Source organism: Mycolicibacterium sp. ND9-15, from assembly GCF_035918395.1.
Classification (GTDB): domain Bacteria; phylum Actinomycetota; class Actinomycetes; order Mycobacteriales; family Mycobacteriaceae; genus Mycobacterium.
In genome coordinates, this window is record NZ_CP142362.1 from 4,472,987 (window position 1) to 4,489,513 (window position 16,527).

Sequence of the window (16,527 nt, forward strand, 5' to 3'; positions counted from 1 at the left end):
ACCACAGTTACAGCGGGATGTTCTTGTGGCGGCCGCGGCGTGCCGGCGCCTCAGCCAGCGCCTGGGTCAGCTTGCTTCGCGTGTGCGACGGGTCGATCTTCTCGTCGACGACGCCGATCTCGATCGCCGAATCCACTCCGCCCGCGATCTTCTCGTGCTCGGCAGCCAACTCCTCGTGCAACTCCTCACGCTCGTGGTCTGCAGCGGCGGCCAACTTCTTCTTGTGCAGAATGCCCACAGCGGCTTTGGCGCCCATGACCGCGACCTCGGCGTCGGGCCACGCGTAGACCTTCGTCGCACCGAGCGAGCGCGAGTTCATCGCGATGTAGGCACCGCCGTAGATCTTTCGCGTCACCAGCGTGACCCGCGGGACTGAGCACTCACCGAACGCGTGCAGCAGCTTGGCTCCGCGCCGCACGACGCCGCCCCACTCCTGGTCCACACCGGGCAGGTAGCCGGGGACATCGACGATGTTGATGATCGGAATGCCGAACGCGTCGCACAGCCGCACGAATCGCGCTGCCTTCTCCGCACTCTCGGAGTTCAGGCACCCGCCGAGGCGCAGCGGGTTGTTGGCGATCACGCCGACGCTGCGGCCGGACAGCCGGCCAAGGCCGATGACGATCGAAGGCGCCCACTTGCCCTGGAACTCCTCGAAGGGCTCCGCGCCGTCGGCGCTCGAATCCAGCAGGGCTTCGACCAGCGGGTGAACGTCGTAAGCGCGTCGCGCTGACGCCGGAAGCAGCGCGTGGAGGTCGGTGTCGCCCGCCTCGGCCTTGGCCCGGTCGAAATGGCCCTGCTGGCAGAACAATCCGACCAGTCGGCGGCCGCGCTCATAAGCGTCGAGTTCGTCGTCGGCGACGATGTGGCACACGCCGGACTTCTTGTGGTGGGTATCGGGACCGCCCAGCGACGCCATGTCGACGTCCTCGCCGGTCACACTGCGCACGACGTCGGGACCGGTGACGAAGACCCGGCTTTCGGGCGCCATCACGATCACGTCGGTGAGGGCGGGGCCGTACGCCGCGCCGCCGGCGGCGAAGCCGACGACGACCGAGATCTGCGGAACGTACCCGGACGCCCGGATCATCGCCTCGAACACCAGGCCGACCGCGTGCAGTGCCTTGACGCCCTCCGCGAGCCGGGCGCCACCCGAGTGCCAGATTCCCACGATCGGACTCTGTTCCTCGATGGCCTGGTCGTAGGCGTTGACGATGTGGGCACACCCCTCGACGCCCATGGCGCCACCCATGACGGTGCCGTCGGTGCAGAACGCGATGGTGCGCACGCCGTTGACGGTCCCGGCGGCGGCGAGCACGCCCGAGCGGTCACGCTCGTGCAGCAGCTCGACGCTGCCGTCGTCGAAGAAGGTGCTCAGACGCAGCAGCGGATCACGAGGGTCAAGCGATTCGCCGACTGTCTCGGGCGCCATGATCGTCATTCAAAACCTCCTGTAGCGCTGGGATTTCGGGATGTCAGTATTTCCCGAATGCGAGCGCGACGTTGTGCCCACCGAATCCGAACGAGTTGTTGATCGCGTATTGATAGTTGCCCGACCGGGGCTCGCCGGCGACCACGTCCAGATCAATCTCCGGATCGAGGTTACGCAGGTTCAGCGTCGGGGGGATGATGCCTTCGCGCAGCGCCATCACAGTCAGGATGGACTCCACCGCACCCACCGCGCCGACCGAGTGGCCGAGCGCCGCCTTGGGTGCGTACACCGCCGGCCGGTGGCTGCCCATCGCGTTGTTGATCGCCTTGCCTTCGGCCACGTCACCCACGCTGGTGCCGGTGGCATGCGCGTTGACGTGGTCGATGTCCGTGGGCTGCAGTCCGGCGAGTTCGATGGCACGCGTCATTGCGTGACCGGCCTGCTCGCCGTTCGGGTCGGGCGCGACGATGTGGTAGCCGTCGGAGGTGATGCTGGCGCCCATGATCCGAGCAAGGATGTTCGCGCCGCGCGCTTTGGCGTGCTCTTCGGTCTCGATGACGATCAGCGCACCGCCTTCGCCGAACACGAAGCCGTTACGGTCCCTGTCGAACGGCCGGCATGCGCCGGCCGGGTCATCGTTGGTGGTGGACAACACGATTCGCATCTGGGCGAAGCCGGCGATCGGCACCGCCTCGATCTTGGTCTCCACCCCACCGCAGATCGCGACGTCGGCCTCGCCGAGCACGATGTTGCGCCACGCGTGCGCGATGCCCTCCGACCCCGACGCGCACGCCGAGACCGGGGTGACCACCCCGGCGCGGGCCTTGCGCTCCAAGCCCACCGCCGCGGCAGCCGCATTGGGCATGTACATCTGCACGGCCAGCGGCGAAACCGCCTTCAGGCCCTTGGCGCGCATGTTGTCGTAGCTGAACACCAACTCCTCGGTGGAGCCCATGCCGGTGCCGATCGACACCGTCAACCGCTTCGGGTCCACCTCGGGTGAGCCTGCGTTCTCCCACACTCGCCGGCCCAGCACCGTCGACATCTTCTGCAGATAGGAAAGTCGACGCAGCTCGACCCGCGTCAACTCCTGGTTGAAGTCCTCGAGGAGATGCCCGCCGATGCGAACCGGCAGGTCATACTCCTCCACGAATGGGTCTTCGAGCCTGCGGATTCCGCTCTGGCCATCCAACAGCTTCTTCCAGGTTTCGTCGGCGCTGGTGGCCAGGGCGGTCGTCATGGCGATACCCGTGACGACGACGTTGGGGAAACCGTTCCCCGTCGATAACCCTGCCATTACTGGTCGAAAGTTCCTTTCGCTCAGTAGCGCCCGAAGGCCAGGGCGACATTGTGTCCGCCGAATCCGAACGAGTTGTTGATGGCGTACTGGTAGTCGCCATAACGAGGCTCGCCCGCAACCACATCGAGATCGATCTCAGGATCAGGGGTCTCGTAGTTCAGTGTCGGCGGGATGACACCGTCACGCAGCGAGAGCACGGTCAGTGCCGACTCCAGCGCGCCGACCGCCCCGATGGAGTGACCGAGCGCCGACTTCGGCGCATAGACCGCCGCATGCTCGACCCCCGCGGATCGAATCGCGTTGGCCTCGGCGACGTCGCCGATCGACGTCGCGGTGGCGTGCGCGTTGACGTGCTGGATGTCCTTGGGTTCCAGGCCCGCGGTCTCCATTGCACGCTTCATCGCCTGGCCGGCGCGTAGGCCGTCGGACGCAGGAGCGACCATGTGGAAGGCGTCGGACGTGATGCCCGCACCCATCAGCCGGGCCAACGGCTTGGCTCCGCGGGCCTTGGCGTGCTCCTCGGTCTCGATGATCATGAGCGCACCGGCCTCGCCGAAGACGAACCCGTCGCGGTTCTTGTCGAACGGCCGGGAGGCGCCCTCGGGATGGTCGTTGTTGGTGGACATCGCGCGCATCATCGAGAACGCCGCGATCGGCAACGCTTCGATTCCGCCCTCGACGCCGCCGACGACGGCGATATCCGCATCACCCATGACGATATGGCGCCAGCCGTGGGCGATCGCCTCCGAACCCGATGAGCACGCCGAAACCGGGGTGATGACCCCGGCTCTGGCGCCCAACTGCAGTCCGATCACCGCGGCCGCACCGTTCGGCATGATCATCTGCACGGCGAGCGGCGACACCTTGCGGGGGCCGCCCTCGTTCATCGCGTCGTAGGTCTCGACGATCTTCTCGCCGCCACCCAGGCCGGTGCCGACGACCACGGCGAAGCGATCCGGGTCGACCTCGGGGTTGCCCGCGGTCTCCCAGAGCTGGCCACTGAGGTACTTGGCCATGCGCTGGACATACGACATCCGCCGCATGTCCAGTCGCGTCATGTGGTCATCGATCGCGTCGACGAGGTGACCACCGATGCGGACCGGAAGGTCCCACTTGGTGACGAACTCATCCTCGAGGACGCGGATGCCGCTTTCGCCGGCAAGCAGGCCCTTCCACGTGCTCTCGATGTCCGCCGCGACCGACGTGGTCGCCGTGACGGCGGTCACGACGACGTTCGGGAAACCGCCGTTAGCAGTGGAAGGTCTACTCATGCCCGATCGGCTTCGATCTGCGCGCGGATGGCCGCGGCCGCTTCGGGGTTCTCTTCCTCGAGCTTCTGGATGTAGGTGACGACGTCACCGACGGTGCGCAGACCGGCGAGGTCCTCGTCGGGGATCTTCACGCCGTACTTGTCCTCCGTCTGAACGGCGATCTCGACCATCGACAGCGAGTCGATGTCCAGGTCGTCGACGAAGCTTTTCTCCGGGGTGACCTCGGAGGGCTCGATACCGGTGACCTCTTCGATGATCTCGGCGAGACCGGCGATAATTTCATCCTGGCTGGCGGGCACGGGGGCTCCTTCTAATCGGGTTGTTACTTGATGGGATTGACGATCGTTATGCGGTTGTATCTGGAACAGGCGCGCTTATCAGAGCTCGGCAAGCCCGTCCAGGTCAGCGGGGGACTTGACGGCGTACGTCGGCACCCCCCGAAGTTCTCTTTTCGCGATCCCGGCGAGCGTCCCGGCGGGCGGGAACTCGACGATCGCGGTCACATTGAGCTTGCGCATGGTCGCGGTGCACAGATCCCAGCGCACCGGGCGCGTCATCTGCGCCACCAGCTTGCTCATGGCGTCGGAGGCCGAAGCCACCGGCTGGCCGTCGGCGTTCGACAGAAGCGTCGTTTTCGGTTCGTGCGCCGTCGCACCTTCGGCCGCGGCGGCATAACCGTCGAGGGCGCAGGCCATGTATTGGGTATGGAAGGCGCCCGCAGTGGCCAGCTTGCGCACGCGCGCCTTCTCCGGTGGGTCCTCGACCAGCTTGTCGAGCGCCGCGACCGCGCCGGCGGCGACGATCTGTCCCGCGGCGTTTCGGTTGGCCGGCACCAAATCGAGCGCTTCCAGGCGCGCGAGCACGTCGGTTTCCTCACCGCCGAGCACCGCCGCCATGCCGGTGGCTTCCGCTGCGCACGCCTTCGCCATCTCGGCACCGCGCGTGGTGGCCAGCCTGACCGCGTCGTCAGCCGAGATCACACCGGCGATCGCGTAGGCCGCGATCTCGCCGACGGAATGACCCGCCACGATGATCTCCTGGCCCGTTTGTGCTGAGACCAGACCGCGCCGCGTCAGCTCCTCGTGAGCCAGCAGAGTCGCCGCCACGACGAGCGGCTGGGTCACGGCGGTGTCGGTGATCTCCTCTGCCGAGGCGGTGGCGCCCAGTCGGGCGAGATCCAGCCCGCTGATCTGCGACCAGGCCGCGAGCCGCTCGGCGGCGCCGGGCAACTCCAGCCATGCGGCGAGCATGCCAGGGGTCTGGGAGCCCTGTCCGGGCGCGAGAAGTGCAACGGCTTTATGAGGCACGTATTTAAGAGAACACTGTGAAGAGCTGTTTGCGCGGTGTAAGAGATTATGAACCTCGTCTTATGTTTTTGTGGAAACCCCACAAAACCGTCTGTGATGCGACGCTACCGATATGCGCTTGCGATCTAATGCCAGGACTGCGGAGTGTCCACCGCTGCTGGTCCCAGCGCCGGACGTGCCGGAGTGATCAAATTCGCTGTGCTCGTCTGGTAAGCCTGCCGGCCGAGCCGGCCGACCGTGACGGCCACCCGCAGCACATAGGCGTCACGAGGAAGCGTGGGATCGCGGCCCGTGAAGTCGGCGATCCGCCTCAGCCGGTACCGGACGGTATTTGGATGAACGAACAATTTGCGTGCGCAGGCTTCGATGGCGCCGCCGGAGTCCAGGTAGGCGTCGAGAGTCTCGGTCAATGCGGGGCCGGCGTCGGCCAGCGGCCTCATTACCTCCGTCTCCAGCGCAGCCATCGCCGTCATGTCGCCCAACAGCGCCCGCTCGGGCAGGAGCTCGCGGGCCGACACGGGCCGGGGCGCCCCCGTCCAGCCCGCCACGGCGTTCATGCCCGAGATGGCCTCGATTGCGCTGCGGTGGGCGCTCGCCAGCGAGGTGGCCGTGGGACCGATCACCACGGGTCCGTCGGCGAACACCGTCAGTATCTCGGTGAGGAACCGGTCGGTGGGGGACAGCGCGCCCGACACGATCGCGACCAACCAGTTGCCGTGCACGTCGGACAACGCCGCGCGGCCGTTGCGGCGCACCACGTCGTGCACGTCGTCGCTGGCCAGATCGATCCGATCGGGTTGCGGCAGTCCGAGGATCACGGTGGCGGGGGCGGTGGCATCCCAGTTCAGCGCGGCGGCCTGGGACTGCAACTCCGGACCCGTGTCACCGCGCACGACGGCGTCGACGACATTGGCCTCCATCCGGGTGTCCCATGCGCCGCGGGCCTCCGCCTGGTCGGCGTAGGCGCTGGCCGCGGCGAACGCCAGATCGCGGCTGTAGCGCAGGATCCCCGCGGTCAGGGCGGTCAACTGCGCCTCGGAACGGGCCAGCAGCGGCACGACCTCTTCGAAGAACTCCATGGTGACGCGCACCATCTCGACCGACTGCCGCAGCGCGATACGCCGCCGCAGGTCCTGCGGTACGACTTCGAAGGCCTGTGCGGTGTAGCTGACGTTGCTCTGCGGATCCCGCATCCACTCGACGAAATTGACCACCGCGGTCTGCACGACCAACTGCACGCTGGACCGTTGCGACGCCTCGAGTTCGGCGAAAAACGGTAGGCGCTCTTCCATCGCCCGCACCGCCTCGGTGGCCAGCCGGCCCGAATACTGCTGCAACCGGCGCAGCACGGAGTCGGGCACGGTCTCCAACACCTCGACCGTCGACTTCGGCGGTATGAACCGGTTGTCAGGCACCTATAAAGGCTACGCCACCGCTATAGAGGAAACCTCCAAGTTCGCCCGTTGGGGCAGCGGCCGAACGCTAAGCCACTCTCACGCCGATGTCGTGGCCTTAAGCCACTCTCACGCCGATGTCGTGGCCTTAAGCCACTCCGGGGTCCGACGTCTGCTCCGGAGCAGCCATCACATTGTCTATCTCATACTTTTTCGCGGCCTCGACCGCGATGGACTGATCGATGTTGCCGTCGCGGGCCAGGCCCTCCAGCGCCGCCACGGCGATCGACTCGCCGTCGGTGTTGTAGTAACGCCGCGCGGCGGGCCGGGTGTCGGAGAAGCCGAAGCCGTCGGTGCCCAGCGTGATGTAGGTGCCTGGGACCCAGGGCCGAATCTGCTCGGGTACCGCGCGCATCCAGTCAGAGACGGCCACCACCGGGCCTTCGGCCTCGGCGAGCGTCTTGGTGATGTAAGGCGTTCCTGCCGGCCGGTCCGGGTGACGCAGCCGCTGTTTCTCGATCTCGACGCCGTCTCGGTTGAGTTCACCCCAACTGGTCACCGACCAGACGTCGGCGGCGACGTCCCATTCGTCGGCGAGCAACTCGGCCGCCTTGAGCGCCGACGGCATCGCCACCCCCGACGCCAGAATCTGGGCGGAATGCGAGCCCTTCTTCTCCGCAGGCTGGTACCGGTAGATGCCCCGCAACAGGCCCTCGACGTCGACATCCGCCGGCTCGGCGGGCTGCCTGTAGGGCTCGTTGTAAATGGTCAGATAGAAGAACACGTTCTCCGGGTTCTCGCCGAACATGCGGTGTAGGCCACTGTCGACGATGTGGGCGATCTCGTAGGCGAATGCCGGGTCGTAGGCGACCACCGCCGGGTTGCTCGACGCCAGCAGCGGCGAGTGCCCGTCGGCGTGCTGCAAGCCCTCGCCGACCAGCGTGGTGCGCCCGGCAGTCGCGCCGAGCAGGAACCCGCGGGCCATCTGGTCGCCGGCCGCCCACAGGTTGTCGCCGGTGCGCTGGAAGCCGAACATCGAATAGAAGATGTAGATCGGGATCATCGGCTCGTTGTGCGTCGCATACGACGTGCCGGCCGCGATGAAGCTCGCCGACGAACCGGCCTCGTTGATGCCCTCGTGCAGGATCTGGCCTGTTTCGCTTTCCTTGTAGGCCAGCATCAGGTCGGCGTCCACGGAGGTGTACAGCTGACCGTTGGGGTTGTAGATCTTCAGCGACGGGAACCACGAATCCATGCCGAAGGTGCGCGCCTCGTCCGGGATGATCGGTACGATTCGCCATCCGATCTCCTTGTTGCGCAATACTTCTCGGAAGGTGCGGACGGTGGCCATGGTGGTGGCCACCTCTTGGTTGCCCGAACCCTTCTTCAGCGCCTTGTAGGCGTCGCTGCTCGGCAGCGTCAGCGACTTGGACTTGGTGCGGCGCTCGGGAACGAAGCCGCCCAGCGCGCGGCGCCGATCCAGCAGGTAGCGGATCTCGGGGGCCTCCGGGCCGGGGTGGTAATACGGTGGCAGGTAAGGGTTCTCCTCGATCTGCTCGTCGCTGATCGGGATCCGCATCGCGTCACGGAAATACTTGAGGTCCTCCAGCGCAAGCTTTTTCATCTGGTGAGTGGCGTTGCGGCCCTGGAAGTGTGCGCCCAGCGAGTAACCCTTGATGGTCTTGGCCAATATGACGGTGGGCTGGCCCTTGTGATCCATCGCCGCGCGGTAGGCGGCGTAGACCTTGCGGTAGTCGTGGCCGCCGCGTTTGAGGTTCCAGATCTCCTGATCGGACAGGTGCTCCACCAACTGCTTGGTGCGCGGATCGCGGGCGAAGAAGTGCTCGCGTACATAGCCGCCGTCGTTGGCCTTATAGGTCTGATAGTCCCCGTCCGGGGTGGTGTTCATCAGGTTGACCAGCGCGCCATCCTTGTCGGCGTGCAGCAGCGCGTCCCACTCGCGGCCCCACACCACCTTGATGACGTTCCAGCCGGCGCCGCGGAAGAACGACTCCAGTTCCTGGATGATCTTGCCGTTGCCGCGCACCGGACCGTCGAGGCGCTGCAGGTTGCAGTTGACGACGTAGGTCAGGTTGTCCAGGCCCTCCAGCGCCGCGACATGTGCGGCGCCGCGGCTTTCCGGCTCGTCCATCTCGCCGTCGCCGAGGAAACACCAGACGTGTTGCTCGGAGGTGTCCTTGATGCCGCGGTTGTGCAGGTAGTGGTTGAACCGGGCCTGGAATATCGCGTTGATGGGCCCAAGACCCATCGAGACCGTGGGGAATTCCCAGAAGTCCGGCATCAGCCGCGGGTGCGGATATGACGGCAGCCCGCCGCCCGGATGGCTGTGCTCCTGGCGGAACCCGTCGAGCTGGTCCTCGGTCAGCCGGCCCTCGAGGAACGCTCGAGCGTAGATGCCAGGGGAGGCGTGGCCCTGGATGAACACCTGGTCGCCGCCGCCGGGGTGCGACTTCCCGCGGAAGAAGTGGTTGAAGCCCACCTCGTAGAGCGCCGCCGAGGACGCATAGGTCGAGATGTGGCCGCCGACGCCGACGCCGGGCCGCTGTGCGCGGTGCACCATTATCGCGGCGTTCCACCGGATCCAGGTCCGGAAGCGCCGCTCGACATCCTCGTCACCGGGGAACCACGGTTCGGATTCGGTGGGGATGGTGTTGACGTAGTCGGTGGACGTCAGGGCGGGAATGGCCACCCGCTTCTCCCGGGAGCGTTCCAGCATCCGCAGCATCAGGTAGCGGGCGCGGGCGGGGCCAGACCGTTCCACCAGCTGGTCGAACGATTCCAGCCATTCCCCGGTCTCCTCGGGGTCGATGTCGGGCAGGTACGAGGCCACACCCTCGCGGATTACCCGTACTCTTTCGTGTTCGGCTGTGGTGCTGGAACTTTGGGCCAGGTCTTGGCGCACGAACTCGGTGGTCAACTTCCGCTCCTCGGTAGGCGGTTCATGTGCCGGGCGTCGGCGACACATTCCATCCTTCTCCCATCCTGCCCCACCTGCATCGGTGGGGTTGGCGACTGGAATGAACCGGCGATCCCCGGTCCGAACCGGTAACGTCTGCAGCCGTGGTCAACGGTGCGCTTGTGCAAAAACCGCTGCAGGTTGGCGCACTGATAATCGGCATATCGGCGACCGCGGCCATGGTCGTCGTCGGTTGCAGCAGCGTCACCGAAGGGTCCGCGCAGGTCGATACCGCCGAGGCGCCGGTGTACCGGGCGTCGGTATCGGCGTCGTTGGAGGAGTCGGCCGCGAGCTCGAGCGCCAAGGAGTCGGCACGCCAGTCGTCGATCACCAGGGAGGCGATCCACTCGTCCTGCGAGACGCTCAGCTCGAGCAGCGTCGACGCGATCACCGCGGTCAACGCCTATGTCGACGCGTTCAACCAGAACGCCTCCGACGCGCCGGTCAAGGCCGGTCCGGCGATCGACGCCCTGAACCACAGCGCCGACATGGTCGCGCGCAGCATCTCCGACGTGCTGAGCCCCGAGCTCACCGATGCGCTCAACGGATGGGTCGATGCGGCCAGGGACGTGGCGACCGCGATCGCAGGCAACTACGGACCCGAGGAGTTCAACGCGGCGATCAGCCGGCTCAACGACACCAAGACCAGCGCGCTCAACCTCTGTGACGCTCTTTACTGAAAATCTTCATATTTGACCAACCTTGCCGCCAGTGGCGTGCAGGCGCAGCCCTTCGTGCGACGATAGGGCCCAAGACAAGCCCCACGACAATCCCGAGCGCAACGTGCGCCCGAGCCGGCTGAAGGAGGACCGACCGTGGTCGCGGCGGATGACGCCCCGAACTACGCCCGCAGACTGGGCATCCAGCAAGATCAGGTTGTACAGGAACTGGGCTGGGACGAGGACGTCGACGACGACATCCGAGCCGACGTCGAGGAAGCGTGTGGCAGCGAATTGCTCGATGAGGACGCCGACGAGGTCATCGACGTCGTGCTGCTCTGGTGGCGCGATGACGACGGGGACCTGGTGGACGCGCTCATGGACGCCATCACTCCGCTGGCCGACGACGGCGTGATCTGGGTGGTCACGCCGAAGACGGGCAAACCCGGCCACGTCCAGCCGGCCGAGATCGCCGAATCGGCCCCTACCGCCGGCCTGATGCAGACCTCCTCGGCCAACCTGGGCGACTGGATCGCAAGCAGGCTGGTGCAACCGAAGAGCAAGGCGGCGGGGAGAAGATGATCGACGTCGGTACGGAAGCGCCGGACTTCACGCTCAAGGACCAGAACGGTCAGCCCGTCACGCTGAGCGACTTTCGCGGCGTGAAAAACGTGCTGCTGGTGTTCTTCCCGCTGGCGTTCACCGGTATCTGTCAGGGCGAACTCGACGAGATTCGCGACCGGCTGCCCGAGTACGAGAACGACGACACCGCGACGCTGGCCATCTCGGTCGGGCCGCCCCCGACCCACAAGATCTGGGCGACACAGAGCGGCTTCACTTTCCCGGTGCTGTCCGATTTCTGGCCACACGGCGCCGTCGCATCGGTGTACGGCGTGTTCAACGAGAACGCGGGCATCGCCAACCGCGGCACATTCGTCGTCGACCGCACCGGAATCGTCCGGTTCGCCGAGATGAAGGAGCCGGGGGAGGCTCGCGATCACGCGCTGTGGACGGACGCGTTGACGGCCCTGCGCTCGGGCTGAGGTGATTTCCCGTCGCAGGTCATCGCCGTGTAGCTTGCCTCTGCAAGGGCGCGTAGCTCAGTGGTAGAGCTCTGGTTTTACACACCAGCGGTCGGCGGTTCGATACCGTCCGCGCCCACGTCTAAATTTGCAGTTCAGACGTTTTTTGCATCGAACGGACAAACCCCCGTTGTGCCAAGAGTGTGCCAGCGTGTGCACCGCGGTACTGTTGACCCGGCCAGCTCGGCCACCGCGTCGTACTTGAGCCCACGTTTGGCCCGCGGCCTGGCGGCACGCCGGCCTGGCCGGCTTCGAACATATCCACCACCTTCTTGACGGTCCGGTGGGTGGGTGCCGCACGCGTCGGCGGCGGCCCGGTGGGAACCGAGCTGGCGATAGGCCGAAATGATGTCTGTGCGGCCCTTCGCAGATTCCAATGGACAGCTCGATGAAGATGGTGATTGCATGGCGGCATTCGCCGTCACTATCGGGCCCGCAGTCCTTATCGACACGATTGAAACGCGGGTTCGATACTTTTATTTGGCCGCAGGTGGATACCTCTTCGTAGCCCACCGGGAGATACCTTTTCGTTGCCACGGACAGACTCCGAGTCGGTCTACTTCGAACTTATGGGCTCGTTCAGTCGCAGCGCGCGCCGACAGACATCATGGCGACGCACAATGCCAACCTTGGCCATGAACACGACGTCGATCAAGGGATCGTTGCGCGCTTGCGACCGGCTCGAAAGAGAAACTACCGAAACTCTCATTCGTTGCGGGTGGGCTTTGAAGATCCACAGATTCGCCGAGCGGCATGTTGCCGTCGCTCACGGCACGGTCACTGCTCGCCGATCGACCTCGAGCGTCCGAGCAGTGCATCGCCGGCCGCAGCCAGCGCGTCGTCGTAGACGTGGCCGTACACGCGCAGCGTTATTGCAGGGTCATGGCCAAGCCACTTGGCCGTTGCCGATGGGGTAGTACCAACGTCGAGCAGCATGGTGGCCGCCGTATGCCGGACGTCGTGTAGCCGAATCACCGGCACCGCAGCATCTTTTGCGTGTCGTGCAAAATCCGCCGAGTATGTCTCGGGGCGAATGAGAGAGCCGTCCACGTTGACGGCGACGAGGCCGCTATCGAGGTATTCAGCGCCAAGGGCGAGGCGTTCTTCAGCCTGACGTAATCTCAAAGCTCGCAGTGCAGCGAGCACATCAGCAGGCATCGGTAGTGCCCGGCGAGACCGTTTCGACTTCGGGTCTCCGGTGATGGTCCCGCGGCCTTCGACCACTACGCGGCCTTGCGCGACAGAGACGGTACCGGCATCGAAGTCAATATCGGACCATCGCAATCCGAGGATCTCGGACCGGCGAAGACCTGCCAGCGTAAGTAGCCAGCACGCAGCGAGCCGTTCATCGCGCACATGCTCACGGAATCGGCCAGCCTGTTCTGTTGTCCAGCTCGCCATTTCGTGGTGCTTGACCGCCGGGCGCTTTACCAAGCGTGCCACGTTGCGGGCCACCAACCCCTCCCGCATCGCGTCGTCGAGAGCCGAAGACAACACCACAAGCATGGTCACGACAGTTCGGGCGCTCACGCTGCCGGGAACCTTGGGTTGTGCGGGGTCGTCTCCGTATTTGGCGACGTATCGGCCGCGGCCTGGCCGTAACACCTCCCCGGAAGCCACCAGCCGGTCGAGGGCCTTAATGCCTGGCTCGCCAAGGGCAGTGAGGATCTCGGAATACTGCGCCCCCTCGGACTTTGACCGCAAGTACGTGAGTACCTCAGCCGCGCGGCGGCCTCGCTTGTCACGCTCCGCTACTGGTGTGCCGTTCAATCGAATTGTTACCAAGGCGTCGATATCGGCGGTTCTTAATTGCTGCAGGCCCATTCTGCCCAGTTGGTCGATAACAGGCTTCAATGAATGCTTGTAGCCTGCAAGGGTATTGGGCCGCACGTCGCGTCTACCGCCGAGCCATCGAGCGAGAAAGTCGGCGACGGTCGTGTCATTCCTCCTAACGAACGTCCCCGCGGCGACCTCGGTCGTGATCTTCCGATACTCGCGACGCGCTTCTGCAAGCGTCGAGAAGGTGAATCGCTGCCTCCTCCGCGTCCCGTTAGGGCGAGAACCGATATCTACCTGGAACGTGTAGGTGACCACGCCGTTCCTTGCGCTGCGGCGGGTGATCGGCTCGGCGCGGCGAGTGCGCTTCCGATCCGGTTCATCGGTGCTAGCCATCTAACCTCCTGTTGACTCCAATGTCCTATACGAGTGATTCCACCCCATGCTGCCTGAGGGTGGTGACATGGCCGTCGCCGCGACAGAATTCATACGTCAGCTAACAGCGGACCGGAGCTCTAGTGAACAGATGTCGGGCGCCCTGGGAAAGTGATCGGCCTTCACGAAGCGATCAGCTGCTGCAGCTCCGCGGTCACGACATAGACCCGGCCACCAAGCCTGCGCACTGGCAGTTCGCCGGCAGCGGCTAGACGATAAGCTGCTGCTCGGCTGATTCCCAGCATGGCGGCTGCCCGGGGGACTGCAAGCAGTAGCGGCAGCCCGTCAAAAGCATTGCTCTTCAATTGAATCACCTCCCTCGATCGAAAAACGACGTGTTTGAGCGAGGGCAGTTTGGCCCAGTTCGAGGACTGGCGAAAGAGAACCTCGAGTCGACTGCCGCCAGGCGAGTGCCATAATTACCGAGGGTAGAATCCGGCCCAACGCGACAGGCTCGCCACTCGGCTTTGGGGTCCTGGAACGATTTCGCATCGCCTGAACGTATGCCGATGCGCGGAACGCGGTCCACCACCTGAGGCATCTTTGATCGGCCAGAGTGGCAAATTCTCTAATCGTCTTCGCTTGTCCCCGACGAGCGGTGAATTTGGCTCTAGCCCAGATTTTTCGTGAAATGCCGTGCGAAACAGGGTGTAGATACGCGAAAGTGCCTGTCCTGCAAGGAATAATCGGACTTATCTAAGGTTCGGATCGTTCCCACGGGAAGGCACTTCGCAGGTGAAGAATATCGCGGCCGCTTCGCGGGTGAAAGTGTCGGCCGACGGCCATGGTGTCTTGTCGCATGCCGGGATGGGCCTGCTGCGTGAACTCGCCGACCGCACCGGCCTGTCGGCGCAGGTCACCGCTGTTTTGGCTGACACTTACCGGGGTCCGTGGGTGTACGCGCCCGGGGAGGTGTTCTGCGATCTGGCGGCCGCGGTCGCCGACGGTGCCGATTGCATCGACGGGGTCGGTCAGTTGTGTGGCGATCGCGAGCATGTGTTCGGCGCGAAGGCCTCGACGACCACCATGTGGCGGCTGATAGATCAGCGCATCGACGCCGGGCACCTACCCGGGGTACGGGCAGCGCCGGCTGGTGCGCGCGCGGCGGCCTGGGAAGCCGCAGCGGCCCCCGAGGGTCAGGGCTGGCTGCACATCGACATCGATGCAACCCTGGTGATCGATCACTCCGACAACAAGACCGGTGCCACACCGACCTGGAAGAAGACGTTCGGTCATCACCCGCTGCTGGCGTTTTTGGACCGCCCCGAGATCGCCGGCGGGGAAGCCCTGGCCGGACTGCTGCGCACCGGCAACGCCGGCTCCAACACCGCCTCCGATCACGTCATCGTCCTGGGGCGGGCGCTGGAGTCCCTGCCGCCGCGGTGGCGACCCGACCCCGATCGTCGCGGTGACCCCGAGGCACCGAAGGTGCTGGTGCGCTGCGACACCGCCGGAGCCACCCACACCTTCGCCGACGCCTGCCGCACTGCCGGAGTGGGGTACTCCTTCGGCTACCCCGTCGATGCCCGCGTGCAGGACGCCGTGGACACCCTCAACCTCGGACAGTGCTGGTATCCGGCGATCGACTCCGGCGGTAGCATCCGCGGCGGCGCCTGGGTCGCCGAGGCCACCGACCTGGTCAACCTGAACAGCTGGCCAGCCGGAACCCGGCTGATCCTGCGCAAGGAAAGACCCCATCCCGGTGCGCAGTTGCGGTTCACCGACGCCGACGGGATGCGGGTCACCGCGTTCATCACCGACACACCACCTGGTGTCATACCCGGTCAACTCGCCGGCCTGGAACTGCGGCATCGCCAGCACGCCCGCGTCGAAGACCGCATCCGCGAGCTCAAAGCCACCGGCCTGCGCAACCTGCCCTGTCACGGCTTCTGGGCCAACGCCGCCTGGCTGGAAATCGTGCTCACTGCAACCGACCTGGTCACCTGGACCCGCCTGATCGGATTCCGCACCCACCCGGGACTGGCCCGCGCCGAGATCACCACCTTCCGCTACCGCGTCCTGCACGTGGCCGCCCGCATCACCCACGGCGCCCGCCAACTACGGCTGCGTATCGACGCCACCTGGCGCTGGGCCGCCCAGATCGCCACCGCCTGGCAACACCTGCGCACCGCCTTCGGATAACCGCCAGCCCCACTGACCACCGATCACGAAAGACCCACTGGCCCTGGGAAAGCCCGCCCCACCCGGCGACACGGGACGACTCCACACGCACTGAACACGAAAACGTTCTACCCACGCCCACCGAGCGGTCGCAGCCGACCATCGCCAACCCCGACGAAAAATCGAGGCTAGCGGGTGGCTCGCTCAGCAGGTCTAGAGCTCAAAGCTCGTACTCATCAGAAGCGATGAGCTCGTATAACTCCGTGCTCAGCACAGAGTCCAACGCTTGGGTACGAGCCTGCGCTGTCAACTCGGCCCGTACTGCGGCACCGGGAGCGCTGCCGCGTGATCTCCGGCTCCAATTCGCAACGTTCTGGCGGCCGAGTGTGCTGGCCAACGCCCGAACCATCCAGCTGATCTTTTCGGCCTCGGCGGCCATGAACTCGGCTCGTCGAGCGGTGGTCCAGTCGTCGGGCAATCCAAGGTCGGTGCTGTAAACCGTGCGCACAGCGCTCAAGATGTCGGGATCGATGCCCAAGGGCATCGTCTCGGAATTGCAGGCCCGCATCCGCTGGAACCGCGGAGATCGCAGTCGGCGGATCATCGGTGAGCTCGCGACTGATCGGGAGAGCGGCGCGAAGACTTAGGCAGCATGGGTGCCACGTCGAGCATGCTACGCGGCTCAAGAACGGGCCGACCGACATCGGCCGCGTGTCGCAGCCGGCATTGTCTGTCCAATCTTCTACCGTTCGCGGCAGGCGGACAGGTAAGGA

Annotated in this window: 14 protein-coding genes and 1 tRNA gene; 5 read left to right on the top strand and 10 right to left on the bottom strand. The window is 65.4% G+C overall.

Annotated elements, in window-relative coordinates:
• Window positions 1-7: 7 nt before the first annotated feature.
• From QGN32_RS21175 to aceE, 7 genes are all read right to left on the bottom strand, one after another.
• Window positions 8-1,441 (bottom strand): acyl-CoA carboxylase subunit beta, encoded by a 1,434-nt coding sequence (locus QGN32_RS21175; protein WP_326546201.1) that lies wholly within the window; start codon window positions 1,439-1,441, stop codon window positions 8-10.
• A gap of 34 nt (window positions 1,442-1,475) precedes the next feature.
• A complete protein-coding gene (kasB, locus tag QGN32_RS21180) occupies window positions 1,476-2,729 on the bottom strand; it encodes a 3-oxoacyl-ACP synthase KasB (RefSeq protein WP_326546202.1) in 1,254 nt (417 codons plus the stop codon).
• Between the two features lie 23 nt (window positions 2,730-2,752).
• The gene (gene kasA / locus QGN32_RS21185; RefSeq protein ID WP_326546203.1) at window positions 2,753-4,003 is read right to left on the bottom strand and encodes a 3-oxoacyl-ACP synthase KasA; all 1,251 of its coding nucleotides are present in this window, start codon (window positions 4,001-4,003) and stop codon (window positions 2,753-2,755) included.
• Complete coding sequence (gene acpM, locus QGN32_RS21190; RefSeq protein ID WP_064420504.1) at window positions 4,000-4,302, bottom strand: meromycolate extension acyl carrier protein AcpM; 303 nt, start codon at window positions 4,300-4,302, stop codon at window positions 4,000-4,002. The genes kasA and acpM overlap by 4 nt, the downstream gene beginning before the upstream one ends.
• Window positions 4,303-4,380: 78 nt before the next feature.
• A complete protein-coding gene (locus QGN32_RS21195) occupies window positions 4,381-5,253 on the bottom strand; it encodes an ACP S-malonyltransferase (protein ID WP_326546204.1) in 873 nt (290 codons plus the stop codon).
• A 182-nt stretch (window positions 5,254-5,435) separates the two neighbouring features.
• Complete coding sequence (locus QGN32_RS21200; protein WP_326546205.1) at window positions 5,436-6,725, bottom strand: PucR family transcriptional regulator; 1,290 nt, start codon at window positions 6,723-6,725, stop codon at window positions 5,436-5,438.
• 127 nt (window positions 6,726-6,852) lie between these two features.
• Window positions 6,853-9,642: a pyruvate dehydrogenase (acetyl-transferring), homodimeric type gene (gene aceE / locus QGN32_RS21205; protein WP_326546206.1), complete on the bottom strand. Its 2,790-nt coding sequence runs from the start codon at window positions 9,640-9,642 to the stop codon at window positions 6,853-6,855.
• A 218-nt stretch (window positions 9,643-9,860) separates the two neighbouring features.
• On the opposite strand from aceE, the gene QGN32_RS21210 reads away from it, so the two are divergent.
• The 4 genes from QGN32_RS21210 (at window position 9,861) to QGN32_RS21225 (ending at window position 11,501) form a co-directional block, all read left to right on the top strand.
• Window positions 9,861-10,361: an Rv2240c family protein gene (locus tag QGN32_RS21210; RefSeq protein ID WP_326549193.1), complete on the top strand. Its 501-nt coding sequence runs from the start codon at window positions 9,861-9,863 to the stop codon at window positions 10,359-10,361.
• Between the two features lie 135 nt (window positions 10,362-10,496).
• Window positions 10,497-10,922 carry a DUF3052 domain-containing protein gene (locus QGN32_RS21215; RefSeq protein WP_326546207.1) on the top strand — a complete coding sequence of 142 codons (426 nt, stop codon included), beginning with the start codon at window positions 10,497-10,499 and terminating at the stop codon, window positions 10,920-10,922.
• A complete protein-coding gene (locus QGN32_RS21220; RefSeq protein WP_326546208.1) occupies window positions 10,919-11,383 on the top strand; it encodes a peroxiredoxin in 465 nt (154 codons plus the stop codon). Before QGN32_RS21215 ends, QGN32_RS21220 begins: the two co-directional genes overlap by 4 nt.
• Before the next feature lie 46 nt (window positions 11,384-11,429).
• A tRNA-Val gene (locus QGN32_RS21225) sits at window positions 11,430-11,501 on the top strand.
• A gap of 698 nt (window positions 11,502-12,199) precedes the next feature.
• Here QGN32_RS21225 and QGN32_RS21230 read toward each other — a convergent pair.
• Together QGN32_RS21230 and QGN32_RS21235 are read right to left on the bottom strand one after the other, a co-directional pair.
• Window positions 12,200-13,594 carry a site-specific integrase gene (locus QGN32_RS21230; protein WP_326546209.1) on the bottom strand — a complete coding sequence of 465 codons (1,395 nt, stop codon included), beginning with the start codon at window positions 13,592-13,594 and terminating at the stop codon, window positions 12,200-12,202.
• A 161-nt stretch (window positions 13,595-13,755) separates the two neighbouring features.
• Window positions 13,756-13,878 (bottom strand): helix-turn-helix domain-containing protein, encoded by a 123-nt coding sequence (locus QGN32_RS21235; RefSeq protein ID WP_235629913.1) that lies wholly within the window; start codon window positions 13,876-13,878, stop codon window positions 13,756-13,758.
• Window positions 13,879-14,368: 490 nt separating this feature from the next.
• On the opposite strand from QGN32_RS21235, the gene QGN32_RS21240 reads away from it, so the two are divergent.
• Window positions 14,369-15,775 (top strand): IS1380 family transposase, encoded by a 1,407-nt coding sequence (locus QGN32_RS21240; protein WP_326546210.1) that lies wholly within the window; start codon window positions 14,369-14,371, stop codon window positions 15,773-15,775.
• 199 nt (window positions 15,776-15,974) lie between these two features.
• On the opposite strand, the gene QGN32_RS21245 is transcribed toward QGN32_RS21240, so the two are convergent.
• Window positions 15,975-16,298 carry a hypothetical protein gene (locus tag QGN32_RS21245; protein WP_326546211.1) on the bottom strand — a complete coding sequence of 108 codons (324 nt, stop codon included), beginning with the start codon at window positions 16,296-16,298 and terminating at the stop codon, window positions 15,975-15,977.
• Between the last annotated feature and the right edge of the window lie 229 nt (window positions 16,299-16,527).